Here is a 22,196-nt window from a genome sequence, read left to right on the forward strand (position 1 = left end):
CCCCTACCGGTCTATGACGACGTCGGAGCGCGGCCTGGAGCAGCAGATCAGGACCATGCCCTGGTCGATCTCGCGCTGGCGGATGCCGCCCTGATGCGTCATCTCGACTTCGCCGGACAGCTTCTTCGACTTGCAGGTTCCGCACAGGCCCTTGGCGCAGCTCGATGGCAGGCGCATGCCGGCGCGGCGCGCCGCATCCAGGATCGTCAGGTTTTCCGGGCATTCGACGACACGGCGCGTCTTGGCAAATTCCACCCGGTAGGTGGCCACCTGGCTCGACAGCTCCTCGGCGGCTTCCTCCACCGCCTCCCTGTCCTGCGTCGGCAACTCCTCGAAGTTGAAGCTCTCTTCGAAGTGGCGGGTCATGTCGAAGCCCACCGTCTTCAGCATCTCCCGGACGGCGGTCATGAAGGGTGCGGGGCCGCAGACGAAGACGATGCGCTCCATGAAGTCGGGCGCGACCGCCTCCAGCATCGGGCGCGTCAGGCGGCCACGCAGGCCGCTCCACGCTTCGTGGGGGCTGTCCTCTTCACAGATATGGGCGACGCGGATGGAGCGGTTGCGCCGCGACATGAAATCCAGCTCGTCGCGGTAGATGATGTCGGCCGGCGAGCGGGCGGCATGGACGAAAAGCGTATCGCGGATTTCGGCAAGGTCGTAGGCGCTGCGCGCCATCGACATCATCGGCGTGACGCCGCTGCCGCCGGACAGGAGAAGATATTTCGGCTGGGAGGGCGCCTCGGCCCAGGAGAATTCGCCCATCGGGCCGGTTGCCCGCACCATCATGCCGGGCCGGAAATGGTCGTGCAGCCAGTTGGAGACGGGGCCGCCGGATACGCGCTTGACGGTGATGGATACCGTATCCGGCCGGGTCGGCGACGACGAGATCGTGTAGCAGCGATAGATCGTCTCGCCATCGATCTCGAACTCGAACGTCAGGAACTGGCCCGGCCTGTAGGTGAAATGCCGGCCCTTGCGCGGCGCGAAGACGAAGGTCTTCACATCGTGCGTCTCGGCCCGCACGGCGCGGCAGATGAGGACGTCGTCCTCGTTGGGGTCCCACTCGTAATAGCCGGTGGGGGCTGGCAGGGGGGCGGTATCCATGGCGCTCAACTCAAGGCCCTTCCCGTCTCAAGCCGCGCGGGGCGCATCGACGCCGGCGCGGCCCGGCGTGAAATGGGCCTTCATGCGCTGGATGTACCAGTTGCAGAACTTCTCCACGAGCATCTCGGTATGCGGGGAGTAGGGGCCGGGCTGGTAGGCGGCCGACATCGCGCCCTGCTGGCAATAGCCGACCAGGTCGGAATCCTGCTGGTTGGTCGCCATCCAGACCCCGATGAGGTTGTCCAGATCGTAGTCCACCCCCTCGACGGCATCCTTGTGCACCAGCCATTTGGTGCGCAGAAGCGAGCGATGGGCATCCAGCGGGATGACGGAAAAGACCACCGCGTGATCGCCCATGAAATGGTGCCAGCTATTGGGCTGCGTCCAGAAATGCAGCGCGCCCATCTTGTCGCTCGGCATGGTGCCGAGGCGCTTGCGGCATGCCGCCTTGGTGTCCATCGTGTGGCTTTCGCCCGCGCCGTCCAGTGGCAGGCGCTCGGTGCGATAGCCCGTCACCATGTCGTCCAGATGCTCGACGCAGGCGGAGGGCACGCCCGCCGCTTCCCATTCGCCGTGGCTGTCATTGACCATGCAGCCATAGCGTTCGGCCTGGGCGCGCTCCACCTCGTCGAGCTCTTCCGGCGCGAAACCGAAGCCGTAGGCGAAAAGCGGGACCGTCAGCTCCGGATGGTTCGCCCCGCAGTGATAGCACTCGCGGTTGTTCTCCATCGTCAACTTCCAGTTGCCCGGTTCGATCAAGTCGTGCTGGTAGGCGATCCGCGTATCGCGCAGATTGTGCGGGGCGAGATAGGGACCCATCACGTCGGCCATGGCGTCGAAGTCGGCCGGCGGCTCGTCGGCGAGGCAGATGAAGATCAGCCCCTCGAGCGAGCGGATATGAACCGGCTTCAGGCCATGGCAGGAGCGGTCGAAGCCCTCGCCCATATGCTCGGCATGGATAAGGTCGCCATCCAGATTGTACGTCCAGGAATGGTAGCGGCAGACGAGGTTTCCGACCGTCGCCTTCTCTTCCAGCACGAGCCGGGCGCCGCGATGGCGGCAGACATTGTGGTAGGCGCGGACATTCATGTCGTCGTCGCGCACGATCAGTATGGAGTTGCGGCCGATATCGACCGTCATCACGTCGCCGGGCTCCGGCACGTCGGGCTCTACCCCGACGAAGAGCCATGTCGTTTCGAACACGGCCTCCATGTCCGCCGCGAACACCTCTTCACTGGTGTAGAAGGGCGCTTCCAGCGAGTAGCCCGGAACGCGTCGGGCGATAAGGGCGGCAAGGGATGTGTCGATGCGGTCTAGCATGGGCTTCGCCTCCAGAAAGCGCCCGGCGGATCGGCTCAATCTGGAGCCATTCTTATCCGGTTACTTTACTGCAAGCGACGAATATTGGCGCTTTCGCGACATGCCCTAAACTTAGGCAAAATGGATGTGCCGGGATGGGGTGTCCGTCAGCATTCCGGATGGTTGACGGCCAGGCCGCCCTGCGAGGTTTCCTTGTACTTCGACGCCATGTCGCGGCCGGTCTCGCGCATGGTCACGATGACCTTGTCCAGCGATACGATGTGCTGCCCGTCGCCCCGCATGGCCAGCGAGGCGGCCTGCACGGCGGCTACGGCCCCGAAGGCGTTGCGCTCGATGCAGGGCACCTGCACCAGGCCGCCGATCGGGTCGCAGGTCATGCCCAGATGATGCTCCATGCCGATCTCGGCCGCGTTCTCGATCTGCTCGTTCGTCGCGCCCAGCGCGGCGGCCAGCCCGGCCGCCGCCATGGAGCAGGCGACACCCACTTCGCCCTGGCAACCGACTTCCGCGCCGGAGATCGAGGCGTTCTGCTTGAAGAGCGCGCCCACCGCCGTCGCCGTCAGCAGGAAGGTTTCCATGCCGGCATGCGAGGCGCCGGCACAATGATCGCGGTAATAGCGCAGGACGGCCGGCACCACGCCGGCCGCGCCGTTGGTGGGCGCGGTCACGACGCGCCCTCCCGAGGCATTCTCCTCGTTGACGGCGATGGCATAGAGGCTCACCCAATCCATGATCTCGTGCGGGTGGCGGGCATTGCGCAGATGGTCGGCCTCCAGCTTGGCTTTCAGCGCCCTTGCGCGCCGCCGCACGAACAGGCCTCCGGGCAACTCGCCATCGGTGGCAAGCCCCCTGTCGATGCAGGCCATCATGACGTCCACGATACGGGCCAGATGGGCTGAAACGGCCTTTGGGTCGCGCAGGGCATGTTCGTTGGCGCGAACGATCTCGGAGATGGACAGGCCGGTGCGACGGCCGACATCCAGAAGGATGCGGCCGCTGGAAAAGCCGAAGGGCACCTGCGCCGCTTCTTCGGATACCAGGCCCACCTCGGCTTCCGGCACCACGAAGCCCCCGCCGATGGAGCACCATCGTTCTTCGGCGATCCGGCCGCCGTTTGCATCGAAAGCGGCGAAGCTCAGCGTGTTGGGATGGACCGGCGCTTCCGTGACGAAATCGAAGAGAAGGTCTCTTTCCTCGTCGAATTCGATGGTGGCGCCACCGGGCAGGGCAAGCCGCCTTTTATCGCGGATCGCGGCCACCAGCCCATGGACCGCGTCCGGGTCGATGCTTTCCGGATGCTGGCCGCACAAGCCCAGCAGGACGGCCTCCGCCGTTCCGTGGCCGCGCCCCGTCCAGGCGAGGGAGCCATAGAGCACGACTTCGATCCGGGCCGTTTCGCCATGCCCCTGCCGTTCGCCGAGCCGCTCCACGAACTGCGCGGCGGCCCGCATCGGCCCGACCGTGTGCGACGAGGACGGGCCGATGCCGACTTTGAAGAGTTCGAACAGAGACACCATTGCGCACCGACCTCGAGCAATCCGGGAATTTGTCGGCGCGGAACGATCAGACGAACTCGCGCCGCGCTTCTTCCAGCCACGACCAGGCGTAGGGCGCAAAGGAGCGCCAGACATCCACCAGGAAGCGGTCTTCCGCGGTGCGTAGCAGAATTATCTCGGTCTTCGCCAGCACCGTGCGCGTACACATGCCGACCGGAAACGCCTCCGATGACAGATCGAGCGGGCAGCCGGAATTGAGGATCGCCGCGGCCTGCGGTCCGGCCACCGTGAAGGCCAGCGAGCGATGGCTGACATCCACCAGCGAAGAGGGCGTGCCGGCAAGCGCCTTTTCCAGCACCTCCAGATGGCGCGTTCCGTCCGCCATCGGCATGACGAGCAGCCATTCGTCCGGCCCAAGCCACAGAGCGCGCTTGCCGTCCGCCTCCTCGAAGCGGCAGGCCTGGCGGGGCAGGGCAACGCCGAAGGCCGCGCCGGCGGCGTCCACGGCGGCGGCGTTGCGCGCCCGGAAGCTGAAACGCGCCCGCGCCTGGACGAGGTCCAGCGCCACGGCAGGAGAGCGGCGGCTGGTCGCGGCGAGCGCGTCGAGCGGGTTGTGCAAACGGGACTCAGACATTCAGTCGCTCATTGGCTGCGTCGTAGAAGACGGGGTCCACGATGGTGACGCCGATGCGTCCGGAGGGCATCGGCACGTCCAGCCGCTGGCCCAGGCGGGCGCGCCCGCCCTTGACCAGAGCCAGCGCGATGGAACGGCCCATGCTGGCCGACGGGTAGGACGAGGTGACATGGCCGAGGGCGGGTATGCGCGCCGGCGCGGCCGGATCGCCGGCATGCTCGACGAGTTGCGCGCCTTCCTCCAGCACCACCTTCGGATCGTCGGTCACAAGGCCGACAAGCTGCTTGCGGTCGGTGGCCTGGAGCGCCGGCCGCATCAGCGACCGCATGCCGACGAAGTCTTCCTTCTTCTTGGCGACGGCCCAGCCAAGGTTGACGTCGTCTGGAACGGCCGTGCCGTCCGTCTCCTGTCCGACGATGATGTAGCCCTTCTCGGCCCGCAGCACGTGCATCGTTTCGGTGCCGTAGGGCGTGATACCGAATGGCTCTCCCGCCGCATGGACCGCTTCCCAGACCACCCGGCCATAGCCGGCCGGCACGTTGATCTCGAAACCGAGCTCGCCGGTAAAGGAAACGCGCCACAGCCGCGCGGGGATACCCGCCACCTTGCCTTCGCGCCAGCTCATGTGCGGCATCGCAGCGAGCGATATGTCGATGCCTTCCACCAGCGGCTCCAGCACCTTGCGCGCATCCGGGCCCTGAACCGCGATGGTGGCCCATTGCTCGGTGATCGAGGTCAGCCAGACATCGAGATCGGGCCATTCGGTCTGCAGGTAATCTTCCATCACATGCAGCACGCGGGGGGCGCCCCCCGTCGTCGTGGTGACGTGGAACCTGTCTTCCGCCATGCGGGCGATAACGCCGTCATCCATGACGAAACCGTCTTCGCGCAGCATCACGCCATAGCGCAACTGCCCGGTGGCGAGCTTGGCGAAGGGGTTGGTGTACATGCGGTTGACGAATTCGGCGGCGTCCGGACCGACGACCTCGATCTTGCCGAGGGTGGACGCATCGAACAGGCCCACCTTGCTTCGGACGGCGCGGCATTCGCGCGCGACGGCCGCATGCATGTCCTCTCCGGCATGGGGAAAGTAATGCGCCCGCTTCCAGATGCCGACATCCTCGAAGACGGCGCCATGCTCTGCCGCCCAATCGTGGATCGGCGTGTGGCGGACGGGATCGAACAGCGATCCGCGCGACTGTCCTGCGAAGCTGCCGAATGTCGTGGGCGTATAGGGCGGACGGAAGGTGGTGAGGCCGATGGCTGGTTCCGGCCGCTTCAGCTCGTCGGCCACGATGGCCAGCGCGTTGATGTTGGACAGGCGGCCCTGGTCGGTCGCCATGCCCGTCGTGGTGTAGCGCTTCACATGCTCGATCGAGTGGAAGCCTTCCTGCGTGGCCAGCTTGATATCCTTGGACGTCACGTCGTTCTGGAAGTCCACGAAGGCCTTGACGGAAGACGGCTTGCGCCGATGCGGCGTCGCGCCCCGGAAGCCGTCCTCGCCCACCGGGTCGGCCTCGACGGAAAACTCGCGCCCCGTGCCGCCACCAGCGGCCCAGCCTTCGGCAAGGGCGGCTGCAAGGCCGAAGGTGCCGCGGCACGCGCCGACGGAGCTTTCCCCCTCGACGGAATGGGCGGGCAGGTAGGCGCCCAGCGCCTCGCTCCATTTCAGCTTGCCGCGCGTCTGCGAGAACAGCGATACCGTGGGGGTGAAGCCGGCCGACATGATCAGCGTATCGCAGGGCACCGTCTCTCCGCTTCGCCAGCCGACGCGGCCAAGGATGGCGCTGCCGAGGCGCAGCCGGCCGCGCGTGCCGACGATGGCCGTTTCCGCATAGACCGGAATGCCGGCCGCGCGGATACGCTCCACCCACGGGCCGGTCGGATTGACGCGCAGATCGGCAACGGCCGCAATCTCCACGCCGGCCTGCTTCAGGTCCCATGCCGCGCGGTAGGCGCTGTCATTGGCGGCGAAGACGGTGGCCGTCTCGCCGGGGATGGCTCCGTAGCGGTTGAGGTAAAGCCTTGCGGCCTCGGCCATCATGATGCCGGGCCGGTCGTTTTCGGGGAAGGTCAGCGGACGCTCGATGCTGCCGGTGGCGAAGATCACCTGGCCGGCGCGCACTTGCCACAGGCGCTCGCGTGGCTGGTTGGGCGTGGGGTTTGCCAGATGGTCGCTCACCCGCTCGTTCAGGCCGACGAAATTGTGCGGGTAGAAGCCGAAGGCTGTCGTGCGCGGCAGAAGCGTGACGTTGCCGCGCCCCGACAGTTCGCGCAGCGATTCCGCCAGCCATTCATCGGCGGCCATGCCGTCGATGACGGCGGCGTTTTCATGCAGAAGGCTGCCGCCGAGTTCGGCCTGCTCGTCGCACAGGATCACGCGCTTGCCCTGTTCGGCGGCGGCCAGCGCCGCCGCCAGCCCGGCGGGGCCGGCACCCACCACAAGCACGTCGCAATGGGCGTAGCGTTGCGCGTAGCGGTCCGCGTCGGGCGCCCGCGCCACGCGTCCAAGCCCCGCCGCCTTGCGGATGATGGGCTCGTACAGCTTGTCCCAGGCGGCACGCGGCCACATGAATGTCTTGTAGTAGAAGCCCGCCGCGAAGAACCGCCCGAGCGCGTCGTTGACCTCTCCCACATCCCATTCCAGGGATGGCCAGCGGTTCTGGCTTTCGGCCTTCAGGCCCTCGTACAGCTCGACCTGCGTTGCGCGCAGGTTGGGCGTGTAGCGGGTCTCGTCCCGGCCGACGCCGACAAGGGCGTTCGGCTCTTCGCTGCCGGCGGTCAGGATGCCGCGCGGGCGATGATACTTGAACGAGCGGCCCACGAGATGCGTGCCGGAGGCGATCAGCGCCGAGGCCAGCGTATCGCCCGCAAAGCCGGACAGGGGCTTGCCGTCGAACGAGAAGGAAACGGGCTTGTCCCGGTCGATGCGGCCGCCAAGCGGGGTGCGAAACGTGCTCATCGGCCATCGCCTCCGTCGCCCGAAGGCCGGTCGGGCCTGGGCTCGCCGGTCTTGTATGTAGCGGTGAAGAAGTCTGTCTGCGTGTCACGCAAGGCGTTGAAGAAGCGTCCGCAGCCGTGGATATGGCGCCAGCGCTCGGCGTGCAGCCCGCGCTCGTTGCTGCGCTGGTAGAGATAGTCTCCCCATTCGTCCGTGGACGTGGCGGAGGGCAGGGCCGGTCGGGCGATATGCGCTTCGCCGGCATGGCGGAATTCGAGTTCCGGGCGCGGGCCGCAATAGGGGCAGTTTATGAGAAGCATGGGGCCCGTCCTGTCAGTGCGCCACGGCCGCCGCGGCGGCCTCGTCGATAAGGTGTCCGTCGCGGAAGCGCTCGATGGTGAAGGGCGCGTTGATCGGGTGCGGCTCGCCGCGCGCCATCGTATACGCCATCAGGTGCCCGGCGCCCGGCGTCGCCTTGAAGCCGCCCGTGCCCCAGCCGCAATTGACGGTCAGCCCGGGCACCGGTGTCTTCGCGATGATGGGGGAGCGGTCCGGCGTCACGTCGACGATGCCGCCCCAGTTGCGCAGCATCCGCAGCCGGCGATACTGCGGGAAGAGTTCGCAGATGGCGTCCAGCGTATGGTTGGCGATGTGCAGTCCGCCGCGCTGCGTATAGGAGGTATAGGCATCCGTGCCGGCGCCGATCACCATCTCGCCCTTGTCCGACTGGCTGATATAGGCATGGATGGTGTTGGACATGACGACACAGGGGAAGTCCGGCTTCACCGGCTCCGACACCAGCGCCTGCAGCGGGAAGCTTTCCAGCGGCATGCGCACGCCGGCCATGGCCATCAGCACCGACGAGTTGCCGGCGGTGGATACCCCGATGCGCCGCGTGCGGATTGCGCCGCGCGTGGTCTGAAGCCCCGTCACGCTGCCGTCCGGCCCACGCGTGATGCCGGTGACTTCACAATTCTGGATAATGTCGACGCCGCGTGCCGAAGCCGCGCGGGCATACCCCCAGGCGACGGCGTCGTGCCGCGCGGTACCGCCGCGTCGCTGCAGCGCGCCGCCCAGCACCGGATAACGCATGGTCGAGGCATCGATGTTGAGCGGCGGGCAATAATCCTTGCACTGCTGCGGATCGAGCCACTCATTGTCCACGCCGGCCAGCCTGTTGGCATGCACATGCCGCTTGAAGACCTGGATGTCGTGAATGTTATGGGCCAGCATCAGCACGCCGCGCGCCGAATACATCACATTGTAGTTCAGGTCCTGCGACAGGCCCTCCCACAGTTTCAATGCGTGGTCGTAGAGCGCTGCCGATTCCTCGAACAGGTAGTTGGAGCGGATGATGGTAGTGTTGCGGCCGGTGTTGCCGCCGCCGATCCAGCCCTTTTCCAGGACGGCGACATTGGTGATCCCATGCTCTTTCGCCAGGTAATAGGCGCAAGCCAGCCCGTGGCCGCCGCCGCCGACGACGACGGCATCGTATTCTGCCTTCGGCTGCGGGGAGCGCCATTGCTGCCCCCAGCCTTTGTTGCCCGACAGGCCCTTGGCGAAAATATTGAAGCCGGAAAATCTCTGCATGTCAGCCGTACCCGTTCCTGTGTGCCGAGCATGGCATCGTTGCATCCCATGCGGCGATGATGAAAGCGGCTTGCCATTTGTATAAATGCGACATCGCCGCCTTTCGCCGCGCCCGGCGTCCGCTCAGCTTGCCAGTTCCGGTATGTCGCGGAACAGGTCCAGAGCCTCGGGGTTGGCCAGCGCCTCCTGATTGCGCACCGGCCGCCCATGCACGATGTCGCGCACCGCCAGTTCCACGATCTTGCCGCTCCTGGTTCGCGGGATATCCGCCACCGGCACGATGCGGGCCGGCACGTGCCGGGGAGAGGCGCCGCTGCGGACTTCCTGGCGAATGCGCTTTTCGATCTCGGGCGTGAAGGCGGCACCGTCGCGCATCCGGACAAAGAGGACCACGCGCACGTCGCCGTCGAAATCCTGGCCGATGGCGATGCACTCCATGATGTCGGGTATCTTCTCGACCTGCGCGTATATCTCGGCCGTGCCGATGCGGACGCCGCCCGGGTTCAGCGTGGCATCCGAGCGGCCATGGATGATGAAACCGCCACTCTCCGTCAGCTCCGCGAAATCTCCGTGGCACCAGACGCCCTCGAAGCGCTCGAAATAGGCGCCGCGATACTTGACGTCGCCGGGGTCGTTCCAGAACTGCAGCGGCATTGCGGTAAAGGGCTTCGTGCAGACGAGCTCGCCCTTCTCGCCGGTCGGCGCCCGCTTTCCGTCCTCGGTCCACACCTCGACCGACAGGCCAAGACCGGGCCCCTGTATCTCGCCGCGCCGGACGGGCTGCGTCGGATCCCCCAGCACGAAACAGGAGACGATATCGGTGCCCCCGGAGATGGAGGCCAGATGCAGGTCCGGGCCTATGGAGCGATAGACGAAGTCGAAGCTTTCGGCGACCAGCGGCGAGCCGGTGGACATCATGGCGCGCAGGCTGGTCAGGTCGTGCGTCTGGTGCGGGGTCAGGCCGGCCTTCTTGACGGCGTCGATATATTTTGCCGAGGTGCCGAAATGCGTCATGCGCTCCTTTTCGGCGTAGTCGAACAGCACCGCCGGGCCCGGGTGGAAGGGCGAGCCGTCGTAAAGCAGCAAAGTCGCGCCGGTGGCAAGGCCAGAGGCAAGCCAGTTCCACATCATCCAGCCAAGCGTGGTAAAATAGAACAGCCTGTCGCCGGCACGCACATCGGCATGCAGCGCATGCTCCTTCAGATGCTGCAGCAGCACGCCGCCGGCACGATGGACGATGCATTTGGGCACGCCGGTCGTGCCGGACGAAAAGAGGATATAGACGGGGTGGTCGAAGGGCAGCCGCTTAAATGTCGGCTCACCCGCCTCGAACGGCGCGATATAGGCTTCCAGGGTGGTGCCGTTGGGCAGGTTTGCGGCCACGGTCGCGGCATCGCCGCACAGATCCGCCACGACAACCTTGCCGACGCTCGGCAGCGCGGCCACGATCTCAGCCAGGCGATCACCGAGCGGGTTCTTCTTGCCGGCATACCAGTAGGCATCGACCGTTATGAGAAGTTTGGGCTCGATCTGTCCGAACCGGTCCAGAACGCCGCGCGGTCCGAAATCGGGCGAGGCGGAGCACCAGACCGCACCGAGGGATGTTGCGGCCAGCATCGCCGCGATGGCGATGGGCATGTTCGGCAGGTAGGCGGCAACCCTGTCGCCCGGCTCGACCCCGGATGCCGCAAAGGCCTGCTGGAGCCGCGATACCTCGGACACGAGCCTGGACCAGCTCCAGCGGTCGGCGGCCTTGTCCTCGGCGATGAAGACGAGCGCATCCTCATCGCCCTGGCCGCGCCGCGCCAGAAGGTTTTCCGCAAAGTTCAGCCGCGCTTCCGGAAAGAAGCGCGCGCCGGGCATCTGCGTGCCATCGGCAAGGATGGTTTCGCCCTTGTGGCCGATCACGTCGAAATAGTCCCAGATCGCGTTCCAGAAGGCGTCCGGCTGGTCCACGGACCAGCGGTGCAGCGCGGCGGTATCGCCGAAGACCTGGTTTGTCCGTTCTGCGATGAAGCGCCTAAAATCCGCCATCGCGGTCCTGGCCGCGCGCTCGGGCGTGGGTTGCCAGAGTAGTTCGCCGTTCATCGATGCCCTCCCAGTCGATCGGTGGGCGCAAACTAGAACATCGCGCGGCAGGATGGAAACAGTTCCCGCTGCCCCTCAGGCGTTACCGCCCAGACATTTCAGGCTGAAACCATAAGTAATTGCGCGTCGGCTTGAATGGCGCCCCGCTTGCTGACACTGGAGCGACATCCACAAGCGGGAGGGCAGGGAATGGATGGTCGCGAACAGGTGTCGGTAAAGGCGCCGGCCGTCGGCATGTTCATGCTGCTTCTTCTGTATCTCGGCTTCGTTTCCATCGGCCTTCCGGATGCAGCCTTCGGCGTGGCGTGGCCTTCCTTGCGCGATGCTTTCGCGCTGCCGCAGTCGCAGTTCGGCGTGGCGCTCGCCTTCATCGGCGCTGGATTTCTGGTCGCCAGCAGCTTCGCGGGCCGGTTTCTGGCGGCAATGGGCGTCGGACGCCTGCTGGCGCTGGCCACCACCATCACCGGCATCGGCCTTGCCGGGTTTGCCCTGGCGCCCGGCTGGCCCGCCTTCCTGGCCTTCGGCCTGCTGGTCGGCTTCGGCGGCGGCGCCATCGATTCGGGCCTCAACGCCTATGCCGCCAGCCGCCTCTCGGCGCGGCACATGAACTGGCTTCATGCCGCCTTCGGCCTGGGGGCCGGGCTCGGCCCCTTTGCGATGACGGCAGCCGTGGGCCTTGCATCCTGGCGGTTCGGCTATGGTGCGCTGGCCCTGGTGATGCTGGCGCTCGCAACGCTTTTCGTGGTGACGCGCGGCGTCTGGGGCACGGCCGTCGGCCATGACGCCGCCGCTGACGAAGCCAGCATCTCGGCAGGGCAGGCGATGCGGATCGGCCTTGTCTGGCTGCAGGTCTTCGCCTTCTTCACCTATGTGGGGGCAGAGATATCGCTTGGGCAATGGACCTACGCGATCCTGACGGAATCGCGCGGCTACTCCATCGAGATGGCCGGGTTCTGGGCAGGCGCCTTCTGGCTGGCCCTGTTTGCGGGCCGCATCATACTGGGTGCGCTGGCCGAAAGGATCGGCGCCGAAAGGCTGCTGCGGATGGCGGTCCTGGGCGCCTTCGTCGGCTACGTGCTTTTTGCCGTGGACCCCGCCGGTCTCGGGCCGGCCGGCCTGGTGATCGCAGGGTTCATGCTGGCGCCGATCTTTCCGCTGCTGATGCACCGCACCCCCCGGATGCTGGGGCTGGCGGCGCCGCACGCAATCGGCTTCCAGGTGTCCGCCGCCATGCTGGGCGGTATCGTAACGCCGGCCGTGGCCGGCATCATCGCAGACAATATGGGGCTGGCGGCGATACCCTACTTCCTGCTGGGCGTGGTCGCTATCAACGGCATCCTGATCGTGATCTGCCTTGGCATGCCGCCATGGCGGGCAGGCCGGGAAGGCTGACGCATCCGGCCCGCCGCCGCCTGGATCGGCGTGCAGGCGCCTTGACTTGACCGGCCCAATGGTTAGCCTGTGCGCGTCCAAGGGGAGTTCCGGCAAGGAACTGAGAGGCCGACGTCAGCGCGCGGCGACCCTACGAACCTGATCCAGTTGACACTGGCGTAGGGATGGAGTGAGCCGCTCTTCCGTGCATCGTGTCGCCGTACATCCGGCCTCCGGCCGATGGACCGGCGTGCGCCCGCGCCGGGCGGCCCCTTTCGATCACTGCCCACGGCTGGATCTCCAATAGGGAGATTCACATGGATGCCATCACCCCCACCGTCACATGCGGGCCGTTGCCAGCATCGACCAAAGTTCATCGGCCCGGCACGCTGAACCCCGAAATCCGCGTGCCGCTGCGGCAGATCGCCGTTCATCCGACGGCGAACGAGCCGCCCGTCACCGTCTACGACGCGTCGGGCCCCTATACCGACCCGTCGGTCACCACGGATATCTCGGCCGGCCTGCCGCGGCTTCGCCACGGCTGGCGCGGGCTGGAGGGCCGCGTCGAGCAGTATGATGGGCGGCATGTGAAGCCCGAGGATAACGGCTTCGTTTCCGCTGCCAAGGCGACACCCGTCTTTCCGCTCACGCATCGGCCGTATCGCGCCTTGCCCGGCAAGGCGGTGACGCAGCTTGCGCTTGCGCGCCAGGGTATCGTGACGCCGGAGATGGAATTCGTCGCGATACGGGAAAACCTCGGCCGGGAACGCATGCGGACCGCCCTGGCGCGGGACGGCAACCCCTTCAGCGCGACGATCCCCGATTTCATCACGCCGGAATGGGTGCGCGACGAGGTGGCATCCGGACGGGCGATCATTCCCGCCAACATCAATCACCCCGAATTGGAGCCGATGGCCATCGGCCGCAACTTCCTGGTGAAGATCAACGCCAATATCGGCAATTCGGCCGTGACCTCCTCGATGGCGGAGGAAGTCGAGAAGATGGTGTGGGCCATCCGCTGGGGCGCCGATACGGTGATGGACCTGTCCACTGGCCGCAATATCCACAACATCCGCGAATGGATCATCCGCAACGCACCCGTGCCCATCGGCACCGTGCCGCTGTACCAGGCTTTGGAAAAGGTGGACGGGATCGCCGAAAACCTCACCTGGGAGGTTTACCGCGATACGCTGATCGAGCAGGCGGAGCAGGGCGTGGACTATTTCACCGTCCATGCCGGTGTCAGGCTGCAGCATATTCCGCTGACCGTCGACCGCGTGACGGGCATCGTCTCGCGCGGCGGGTCCATCATGGCGAAGTGGTGCCTGCATCATCACCGCGAAAGCTTCCTCTACGAGCATTTCGAGGAAATCTGCGAAATCTGCCGCGCCTACGACGTGTCGTTCTCGCTCGGTGACGGGCTTCGGCCCGGCTCGATCGCCGACGCCAACGACGCTGCCCAGTTCGCCGAGCTGGATACGCTGGGCGAGCTGACGCAGATCGCCTGGGCGCGCGACTGCCAGGTCATGATCGAAGGGCCGGGCCACGTGCCCATGCACAAGATAAAGGAGAACGTCGACAAGCAGATGGCCACCTGCGGCGAGGCGCCCTTCTATACGCTTGGACCGCTCGTCACCGACATCGCGCCCGGATACGACCACATCACCTCCGGCATCGGTGCGGCGATGATCGGCTGGTTCGGCACCGCCATGCTTTGCTACGTGACGCCGAAGGAGCATCTCGGCCTGCCGGACCGCGACGACGTCAAGGTTGGCGTGATCACCTACAAGATCGCAGCCCACGCGGCCGACCTTGCCAAGGGGCATCCGGCGGCGCGCCTGCGCGACGATGCCCTGTCGCGCGCGCGCTTCGAATTTCGGTGGGAGGATCAGTTCAACCTGTCGCTCGACCCGGAAACGGCACGCGCCTACCACGATGAGACGCTGCCGAAGGAGGCGCACAAGCTGGCCCATTTCTGCTCCATGTGCGGGCCGAAATTCTGCTCCATGCGCATCAGCCACGACATCAAGGCCGAGGCGCGCGCTGCCGGCATGGCCGCAATGGCGGAGCGCTATCGGGACGGCGGCGACCTCTACGTCGAAGCGCGGCCGGAAGAGGCCGCCGAGTGAGCATCGTCACCATCGTCGGCGCCGGCGTCTGCGGCCTCGTTGCCGCAACCAGTTTTGCCGAGGCGGGCTTCGATGTACGCCTTGTCGAGGCGACGCCCGATCTGGGCGGCGATGCGGCCTCCTGGCTGGCCGGCGGTATGCTTGCACCCCATTGCGAGGCGGAGTCGGCATCCGCCGCCATCGTCGCGCCGGGGCTGAAGGCGATCGACTGGTGGGACAGCCATGCAGGCTGTGTATCGCGGAACGGCACGCTGGTTGTCGATCCGGGGCGCGGCGCTGCCGAGTTGCGGCGCTTTGCAGCCCGCACCACGACGCATGATACGCTGGATGCCGAGGCAATCGCTGTTCTGGAGCCGGCCCTGGAGGGCCGGTTCCAGAGCGCGCTGTTTTTTGCGGATGAAGCCCATTTGCAGCCAAGAGCGGCATTGACGGAGCTGCGATCCGGGCTCCGCCGGCATGGGGCGTCGATGGAGTTCGGCACGGTGGCCGACCCTCGGCAAATTGGCGGCATGGTGCTGGATTGCCGGGGCGCGCGGGCCGACGCGCCCGGACTGCGCTGCGTGCGCGGCGAGATGCTTCTGTTGCGCTGCCCCGATGTTTCGCTGTCGAGACCGGTGCGGATATTGCATCCGCGCTGGCCCGTCTATGTCGTGCCGCATGGCGAGGGCCGGTTCATGGTGGGGGCCAGCATGATCGAAAGCGAAGACAGGCGCGGCATCACCCTGCGCTCTGCCGTCGAGTTGATGAACACCGCCTACGCTCTGCATCCGGCCTTCGCCGATGCCGAGCTGCTGGAGGCCCGGTCCGGCCTGCGGCCGGCCTTTGCCGACAACATGCCGAAGATCGTAAGGAACGGGCCGGTTCTGGCGCTGGCCGGCGCCTATCGCCATGGGTTTTTGCTTGCCCCGGACCTTGCGGGGCAGGCGGTGCGCATGGCGCTGCAGGAAGGGATTGCCGCATGAGACTGATCGTCAACGGAGAAATGAAGGAAAGCACCGCGTCGGACATCGCCGGCCTGTTGCTGGAACTCGGGCATGACGAGGCCCTGGTGGCCACGGCCCTCAATCAGGATTTCGTACCGCGCGCGGCGCGCCGCCATACCCGGCTGAGCGAGAATGACGCGGTCGAGATCGTTTCTCCGATGCAGGGAGGCTGAAAACCATGCGCATCTACGGAACCGACTTTCAATCCCGGATGATGTTGGGCACCGCCGCCTATCCTTCGCCTGCGGTCATGGTGGAGGCGCTCGACGCCGCACAACCGGCGATGGTAACGGTGAGCCTTCGGCGCGAGGCTGCCGGCGGCAAGGCGGGCGCGGCCTTCTGGGCCCTGGTGCGGGAGGCGGGGTTTCCCGTTTTGCCCAATACGGCAGGGTGCTTCGGTGTGCGCGAAGCCGTCACCACTGCGCAGATGGCGCGCGAGGTTTTTGCCACCGATCTCGTCAAGCTGGAGGTGATCGCCGATGCGCAGACATTGCAGCCCGACGTGTTCGGGCTGGTGGAGGCCGCGCGGATCCTGATTTCGGAGGGCTTCAAGGTGCTGCCCTATACAACCGAGGATTTGGGTGTCTGCGACAAGCTCGCCGCTGCCGGCTGCGAGGTGCTGATGCCGTGGGGCGCGCCGATCGGCTCCGGCCTCGGGCTGAACAATCTGCACGGCCTGCGCAGCCTGCGCGCACATTTTCCCGACCATTGCCTGATCGTGGATGCCGGGCTGGGCGTCCCTTCCCATGCGGCGCAGGCAATGGAGATCGGCTATGACGGCGTCCTCCTCAATTCTGCCGTTGCACGCGCACGGCAGCCGGCCGCGATGGCGCGGGCCTTTGCCATGGCTGTCGAGGCCGGGCGCCTGGCATTCGACGCCGGGGCAATGGAGCCGCAGGACATCGGGGTGCCGTCGACACCGGTTCTGGGAAGGGCTTTTTCATGATCCGGTTGCCCCGTTTCTATCTGATCGTCGACAGCGCCGACTGGTGCGAGCGTCTGGCGCCGCACGGGCTCGAGCTCGTTCAGCTTCGCATCAAGGACATGGAAGAGCAGGCCTTGCGGGCCGAGGTGCGCCGCGCGCGGGATATCTGTGCCCGCTACGGGACAACACTCGTCATCAACGATTATTGGCGGATCGCGATGGATGAAGGCTGCGACTTCGTCCACCTTGGCCAGGAGGATCTGGCCGAGGCAGACATACCGGCGATCCGGCGGGCCGGCATGCGACTCGGCCTTTCCACCCATGACCGGGCCGAACTCGATACGGCGCTGGCCGTGCGCCCGGATTACGTGGCGCTGGGCCCGATCTGGCCGACGATCCTGAAGGCCATGAAGTGGGACCCGCAGACGCCCCGGCGCCTGCGCGAATGGAAGGATGCCATCGGGGAACTACCACTGGTAGCCATCGGCGGCCTGACGGTAGAGCGCGCCGATGCGGTATTCGACAATGGCGCGGATTGCGCGGCGGTGGTGACGGACGTGCTGCGGGCGGCAAGCCCGGAGGCGCGCCTGGCGCAGTGGTTGCGGAAAACGCATACGCCACAATAGCAAGCAGGATAAAATTCAGGTTGGTTTTAGACTCTGCGTCGCCTTGACGCGGCCACGGCGGCACACGCGTGGGGCTACGCCGACGGCCAAAAACCCATAGCTATGACTATTGTCAGCATACAATTAGACGTTGATTTTCTAACCTATATGTATATCCTTGGTCGAATTCACCACGTATTGGCAGGGAAATGAGCGATGCCCGCACTTAAGCAATTCAACGTCAAGCCGCTGTACCAGCAGGTGGCGGATGAGTTTATCTCGCGGATCGTGTCGCGCCAGTGGGTGCCGGGGCAGATTATCGAAAACGAGTCCGACATAGCGCGTTCTCTTGGTATCAGCATCGGCACCGTGCGCAAGGCATTCGATGTGCTGGCCGACTATGCCGTGCTGGAGCGCCAGCAGGGCCGCGGAACCATCGTCGCCGACCTCAGCTCGGAGAGCATGCAATCCAAGTTCTGCAATGTCGTGACGGCCGAGGGAGAACGCATTCTCTTCGCCAGCGATGTTTCGGAGCCGGAGATCGTCAAGGTCGATGGCGAGGTGGCCAAGGCGCTCGAGGTTCCGGAACAAAGCAGCGTGCTGCGCTTCCGTCGCGTGCGCAGCTATGAGGGAAAGCCCGTTCTGGCCGAGATCGTGTACATGCGCTACGAGCAGGGCAAGAAGGCACTTTCGGAAGACAAGCTGCTAGCCCTCGCCGAAGTCGGATGGACGGCAACCGGCCTTGCCACCCGCAAGCGCGAGCGCGTGTCTTCGGGCAAGGCCAGCGCGGACGATGCCAAGCGGCTCAAGATTTCCGCCGGCACCCCCGTCCTGATGCTGGAGCGGGTCATCTACTCTTACGAGAACACGCCGCTGGAACTGCGTTACGCCGTATGCCATCTCGGCGACGACCTGATCTACGCCGCCAGCGTGTGACGGCTTATCGGCCTGGCTCGGCGTCGATGGTGGTGTCGAGCCAGGATAAGAAGCAAACCATGGCCGGGTCACGGTAGGGCCCGGTTTCGTTCAGCGTCTCGTGTCGTGCGCCCTCGATGATCGACAGGGTCGCATTGCAGCAGCCCGAACGCCTGATCCTGTCGGTGAAGGCGGCGAGCGCCTGGCCGCCCCTCGTTGCCGGGTCGGCCGAGCCACCCAAAAGATGAACCGGCATTTGTCTGGGCCAGGCGGATAGCGCAGATGGCGCACAGCCGTTGCGGATCAGGTCCAGAATATCGACGGCCATGGAGTTCGTCGGTGTCCAGCCGCAGAGCGGGTCGGCGCAATAGGCGTCCACGGCTGCCGGATCGTGCGTCAGCCAGTCGAAATCCGTCCGCCTGTTCGGAACCGATCGCCTCCAGACATCGAATGTCGCGCGACGGAAGGCCATGCTGGCCGTGTCGGAGCCCTTGAGGGCCCTTTCCACCTTCAACAGGAGGCGTCCGGCGGCAAGGCGCAGATCGTCGACAAGATCGCTGTTCCAGATCGCGACGCCTGCAAAGGCGGTGCCGTGGCGTGCCGCCAGATTGGCCGCGACCAGGCCACCCATAGAGTGGCCAAAGACGATTTGCGGCAACGGCCCGAAACGCGCGCGCGCCCATTGTCCGACAAACGCGCTATCGGCGACGACGCAGGCCGCGCCATCCTGCGCGGCGAAGCGGCGCGGCGGCGCATCCGGCGCCCTGGTGGCGCCGTGGCCGCGGTGATCGTGCGCGACGACATGGAAGCCAAGCGCCGCCAGCTCTGCCGCAAACCGGCCATATCGACCGGAGTGCTCGGCAAGCCCGTGCTGTATCAGAAGGATGCCGCGCGGGTGGCCGGACGCTTCCTGGCTTCGGATTGCCAGATGCGCGCCGCCCGGGCTCGTCGTCGTTTCGATCCTGTCGAACATCGCCCCTCCCTGGGTATGGCGGCGGCCGGCGCGCTCGCCTATGATCTGCGCCATGCGTATCACAGGACTTGCCATCGCCATCTGGATAATCGCGCTTGCCGGCGCGTCGGCGCAGCAGCCGATGACCGGCAGCTTTCGGGCGGAGGCCACGTGCTCCGCGCCCCCGTCCATTCGGACACCGGACGACAATCCGGGCAATGTCCGGGTGGTGTCCGGACAAAGCTACGAACTTCTCGGGCGCAACGCGACACCGGGCAGCCATTACCTGATCCGTATCCCGGGCGCCGAGCCGGAACGCCGTTGGGTTGCCTATGGCTGCGGACGGGTCGGCGACACCGCCCAACAGGCGGCCGCGGTCGGCGGCTACGTGCTTGCGGCAAGCTGGCCATCCGCCTTCTGCGAAGAGCAGCCGAATGCGCGGGAGTGCCGCGCCGGCCGCTCGTTCAGCCGGTTTGCGCTGCATGGCCTGTGGCCGCAGACCGCCGATGGGCGGGCCTATTGCGACCTGTCGCACGAGGCGGCCGAAAGGATGGCGGAAACACGCTGGCGCGACCTGCCGGCGACGCCTGTCGCAAGCCGGACCGAAAGCGAGCTGGCGCGCGTCATGCCGGGGGTTCAGTCGGGCCTCGACCGGCACCAGTGGGCCAAGCACGGGACATGCTCGGGCATGGCCGCCGACGCCTATTTCATCGAGGCCGTCCGGCTGATCGACGCGCTCAACGCGTCTGCGGTCAGACGCCTGTTTGCCGGTGCGATCGGCGACGAACTTTCATCCGCGCTGATCCGCGACACGTTCGACGAGGCGTTCGGGAAGGGGGCGGGGCAGCGTGTGCTGGTGGACTGCAACGAGGTGGGCGGCCGCAGGCTTATCAGCGAGTTGCGGATAGCGCTGGGGCCGTTGTCCGATGAACCGCTGGAGCGGTTGATCGCGCAGGGCGAGCGCCAGCCGCCCGGCTGCCGCGGCGGCGAAGTGGACGCGCCCGGCCCGCAACGCGACTGAAGAGGTCAGACTTCGTAATCGGCCGAGTATCGAAGCTCGCGCATGGGGCGCACCGTCCGGGTTGATTCGGCGTAGATCGGGTCGGCCTTGTAGGCGGCGAGGGCCTCTGCATCGTCGAACTCGGCATAGACGATGACGTCCACATCATTGCCCATCGGATCGACCTTGCCGTTCAGGCGTACCTCGAAATGGCGGGAATGGGGGATGTCTCCAAGTTTGCTCAAGCCGGACACGATGGCCGGTATATCGGCCTTGTCCCGGGCACTGAAGAAGACGATGTGACGTATCATTCAACCATTCCGCTTCGATCTGTCGTGCATCATGGGCCTCGTGTAGCGCCCGACACGCAGCTTTTGCAATCCGCCGCGGCCTCCTCCATATAGGGCGCAACCCAACGAACCGATTTTCAGGATTCCGGAACGGCCCATGGCTCGTCAGTTCATCTATCACATGTCCGACCTTTCGAAGGCCTATGGCAACAAGAAGGTCCTCGAGAACATCAACCTGTCCTTCTACCCGAACGCCAAGATCGGCATTCTCGGTCCGAACGGCGCGGGTAAGTCCACCCTGTTGAAGATCATGGCGGGCACGGACACCGAGTTTACCGGCGAGGCGTGGGCCGCCGAGGGAGCCACGGTCGGCTACCTCGCGCAGGAGCCGAAGCTGGACGAGACGAAGACCGTCTTCGAGAACGTCATGGAAGGCGTTGCCGACAAGAAGGCCATCCTCGACCGGTACAACGAGTTGATGATGGACTATTCCGACGAGACGGCGGAAGAGGGCGCCAAGCTTCAGGACGTCATCGACAGCCAGAACCTGTGGGACCTGGAAAACCAGGTCGAGATGGCGATGGACGCGCTCCGTTGCCCCCCGGGAGAGGCCAACGTCGCCGCTTTGTCGGGCGGCGAAAAGCGCCGCGTGGCGCTGTGCAAGCTGCTTCTGTCGAAGCCCGACATCCTGCTGCTGGACGAGCCGACCAACCATCTCGACGCCGAGACCATATCCTGGCTCGAAAAGCACCTTCGCGAATACGAAGGCGCCGTGCTGATGATTACCCACGATCGCTACTTCCTCGACAATGTCACGGGCTGGATCCTGGAGCTCGATCGCGGCCGCGGCGTGCCCTACGAAGGCAACTACTCGACCTATCTTGAGAAGAAGTCGAAGCGCATGGAGCAGGAGGGCCGCGAGTCCGACAGCCGCATGCGGGCCCTGTCGCGGGAACGCGAATGGATGCTGCAGGGCGCCAAGGCCCGGCAGACCAAGTCGAAGGCGCGTATCCGTGCCTACCACGAGTTGGTCGAGCTGGCAGAGAACCGCAAGCCGGCGGACGGCAAGATCGTCATTCCGACCGGCGAGCGGCTGGGCAACCGTGTGATCGAGGTCGAAAACCTCACCAAGAGCTACGGCGACCGCGTCCTGATCGAGAACCTGACGTTCAAGCTGCCGCCAGGCGGCATCGTCGGCATCATCGGCCCCAACGGTGCAGGCAAGACCACGCTGTTCCGCATGCTGACCGGCAAGGAGAAGCCGGACTCGGGCGAGATCTCCATCGGCGAGACCGTCGATATCGGCTATGTCGACCAGAGCCGCGACGATCTGGACGCCTCCAAGAACGTCTGGGAAGAAATCACCGGCGGCGTCGATATCATGAAGCTCGGCAAGTACGAGATGAACTCGCGCGCCTATGTCGGCAACTTCAACTTCAAGGGTCCGGACCAGCAGCAGAAGGTGGGCACGCTTTCGGGCGGTCAGCGCAACCGCGTGCACCTGGCCAAGATGCTGAAGTCCGGGGCCAACGTGATCCTGCTCGACGAGCCGACCAACGACCTCGACACCGAAACGCTGGCCGCGCTTGAGGATGCCCTGGAGGAATATGCCGGCTGCGCCGTGGTCATCAGCCACGACCGCATGTTCCTGGACAGGCTCGCCACGCATATCCTGGCTTTCGAGGACGACAGCCACGTCGAATGGTTCGAAGGCAACTTCGAGGATTACGAGAAAGACAAGATCCGCCGTCTCGGGCCGGATTCCGTCAATCCCAAGCGCCCGACCTACAAGCGGCTCACCCGCTGATGCATCGGGGCCCGGCCGAGAGGACCGGGCCCCGCAACCTCTGCGC

Annotated in this window: 19 protein-coding genes and 1 riboswitch; of the genes, 9 read left to right on the forward strand and 10 right to left on the reverse strand. The window is 65.8% G+C overall.

What is annotated here, in order from left to right; translation table 11 throughout:
- Nucleotides 1–3 precede the first annotated feature (3 nt).
- The 8 genes from AUL31_RS12115 to AUL31_RS12150 all read right to left on the reverse strand — a co-directional run bounded on the left by AUL31_RS12115 (nt 4) and on the right by AUL31_RS12150 (nt 11,173).
- Nucleotides 4–1,104 carry an FAD-binding oxidoreductase gene (locus AUL31_RS12115; RefSeq protein ID WP_060606643.1) on the reverse strand — a complete coding sequence of 367 codons (1,101 nt, stop codon included), beginning with the start codon at nt 1,102–1,104 and terminating at the stop codon, nt 4–6.
- A 27-nt stretch (nt 1,105–1,131) separates the two neighbouring features.
- A complete protein-coding gene (locus AUL31_RS12120) occupies nt 1,132–2,424 on the reverse strand; it encodes an aromatic ring-hydroxylating oxygenase subunit alpha (RefSeq protein ID WP_060606896.1) in 1,293 nt (430 codons plus the stop codon).
- 146 nt (nt 2,425–2,570) lie between these two features.
- Nucleotides 2,571–3,941, reverse strand: a complete 1,371-nt coding sequence (locus AUL31_RS12125) for an L-serine ammonia-lyase (RefSeq protein ID WP_060606647.1) — start codon at nt 3,939–3,941, stop codon at nt 2,571–2,573.
- Nucleotides 3,942–3,987: 46 nt separating this feature from the next.
- On the reverse strand, nt 3,988–4,554 hold the full coding sequence (locus tag AUL31_RS12130; RefSeq protein ID WP_060606650.1) for a sarcosine oxidase subunit gamma: 567 nt from the start codon (nt 4,552–4,554) through the stop codon (nt 3,988–3,990).
- Nucleotides 4,547–7,516 carry a sarcosine oxidase subunit alpha family protein gene (locus AUL31_RS12135; RefSeq protein ID WP_060606652.1) on the reverse strand — a complete coding sequence of 990 codons (2,970 nt, stop codon included), beginning with the start codon at nt 7,514–7,516 and terminating at the stop codon, nt 4,547–4,549. The genes AUL31_RS12130 and AUL31_RS12135 overlap by 8 nt, the downstream gene beginning before the upstream one ends.
- Nucleotides 7,513–7,815 (reverse strand): sarcosine oxidase subunit delta, encoded by a 303-nt coding sequence (locus tag AUL31_RS12140; protein ID WP_060606655.1) that lies wholly within the window; start codon nt 7,813–7,815, stop codon nt 7,513–7,515. Before AUL31_RS12140 ends, AUL31_RS12135 begins: the two co-directional genes overlap by 4 nt.
- A gap of 13 nt (nt 7,816–7,828) precedes the next feature.
- The gene (locus tag AUL31_RS12145; RefSeq protein ID WP_060606658.1) at nt 7,829–9,085 is read right to left on the reverse strand and encodes a sarcosine oxidase subunit beta family protein; all 1,257 of its coding nucleotides are present in this window, start codon (nt 9,083–9,085) and stop codon (nt 7,829–7,831) included.
- A 123-nt stretch (nt 9,086–9,208) separates the two neighbouring features.
- Entirely contained in the window at nt 9,209–11,173 is a 1,965-nt protein-coding gene (locus AUL31_RS12150; RefSeq protein ID WP_060606661.1) for an acetoacetate--CoA ligase, read from the reverse strand.
- Nucleotides 11,174–11,362: 189 nt separating this feature from the next.
- Between AUL31_RS12150 and AUL31_RS12155 the strand changes: the two genes are divergently transcribed.
- The 7 genes from AUL31_RS12155 to AUL31_RS12185 all read left to right on the forward strand — a co-directional run bounded on the left by AUL31_RS12155 (nt 11,363) and on the right by AUL31_RS12185 (nt 18,122).
- Complete coding sequence (locus AUL31_RS12155) at nt 11,363–12,565, forward strand: MFS transporter (RefSeq protein WP_060606665.1); 1,203 nt, start codon at nt 11,363–11,365, stop codon at nt 12,563–12,565.
- Nucleotides 12,566–12,635: 70 nt separating this feature from the next.
- A riboswitch (TPP riboswitch) is annotated at nt 12,636–12,747 on the forward strand.
- A gap of 114 nt (nt 12,748–12,861) precedes the next feature.
- Complete coding sequence (gene thiC, locus AUL31_RS12160; RefSeq protein WP_060606667.1) at nt 12,862–14,673, forward strand: phosphomethylpyrimidine synthase ThiC; 1,812 nt, start codon at nt 12,862–12,864, stop codon at nt 14,671–14,673.
- Nucleotides 14,670–15,635: an FAD-dependent oxidoreductase gene (locus AUL31_RS12165; RefSeq protein ID WP_143190245.1), complete on the forward strand. Its 966-nt coding sequence runs from the start codon at nt 14,670–14,672 to the stop codon at nt 15,633–15,635. The genes thiC and AUL31_RS12165 overlap by 4 nt, the downstream gene beginning before the upstream one ends.
- Nucleotides 15,632–15,829, forward strand: a complete 198-nt coding sequence (gene thiS, locus AUL31_RS12170) for a sulfur carrier protein ThiS (RefSeq protein ID WP_060606669.1) — start codon at nt 15,632–15,634, stop codon at nt 15,827–15,829. The genes AUL31_RS12165 and thiS overlap by 4 nt, the downstream gene beginning before the upstream one ends.
- A 5-nt stretch (nt 15,830–15,834) precedes the next feature.
- Complete coding sequence (locus tag AUL31_RS12175) at nt 15,835–16,602, forward strand: thiazole synthase (RefSeq protein WP_060606672.1); 768 nt, start codon at nt 15,835–15,837, stop codon at nt 16,600–16,602.
- Nucleotides 16,602–17,207 (forward strand): thiamine phosphate synthase, encoded by a 606-nt coding sequence (locus AUL31_RS12180; RefSeq protein WP_060606902.1) that lies wholly within the window; start codon nt 16,602–16,604, stop codon nt 17,205–17,207. The genes AUL31_RS12175 and AUL31_RS12180 overlap by 1 nt, the downstream gene beginning before the upstream one ends.
- A gap of 195 nt (nt 17,208–17,402) precedes the next feature.
- Nucleotides 17,403–18,122 (forward strand): GntR family transcriptional regulator, encoded by a 720-nt coding sequence (locus tag AUL31_RS12185; RefSeq protein ID WP_060606674.1) that lies wholly within the window; start codon nt 17,403–17,405, stop codon nt 18,120–18,122.
- 4 nt (nt 18,123–18,126) lie between these two features.
- On the opposite strand, the gene AUL31_RS12190 is transcribed toward AUL31_RS12185, so the two are convergent.
- Nucleotides 18,127–19,128 (reverse strand): alpha/beta fold hydrolase, encoded by a 1,002-nt coding sequence (locus tag AUL31_RS12190; protein ID WP_244489392.1) that lies wholly within the window; start codon nt 19,126–19,128, stop codon nt 18,127–18,129.
- Between AUL31_RS12190 and AUL31_RS12195 the strand changes: the two genes are divergently transcribed.
- Complete coding sequence (locus AUL31_RS12195; RefSeq protein WP_060606678.1) at nt 19,127–20,074, forward strand: ribonuclease T2 family protein; 948 nt, start codon at nt 19,127–19,129, stop codon at nt 20,072–20,074. The genes AUL31_RS12190 and AUL31_RS12195 overlap by 2 nt on opposite strands.
- A gap of 5 nt (nt 20,075–20,079) precedes the next feature.
- On the opposite strand, the gene AUL31_RS12200 is transcribed toward AUL31_RS12195, so the two are convergent.
- A complete protein-coding gene (locus AUL31_RS12200) occupies nt 20,080–20,364 on the reverse strand; it encodes a Dabb family protein (protein ID WP_060606681.1) in 285 nt (94 codons plus the stop codon).
- Nucleotides 20,365–20,500: 136 nt separating this feature from the next.
- Between AUL31_RS12200 and ettA the strand changes: the two genes are divergently transcribed.
- Entirely contained in the window at nt 20,501–22,150 is a 1,650-nt protein-coding gene (ettA, locus tag AUL31_RS12205) for an energy-dependent translational throttle protein EttA (RefSeq protein WP_060606683.1), read from the forward strand.
- Nucleotides 22,151–22,196 lie beyond the last annotated feature (46 nt).

The organism is Aureimonas altamirensis (genome assembly GCF_001463885.1).
Lineage (GTDB): Bacteria > Pseudomonadota > Alphaproteobacteria > Rhizobiales > Rhizobiaceae > Aureimonas > Aureimonas altamirensis.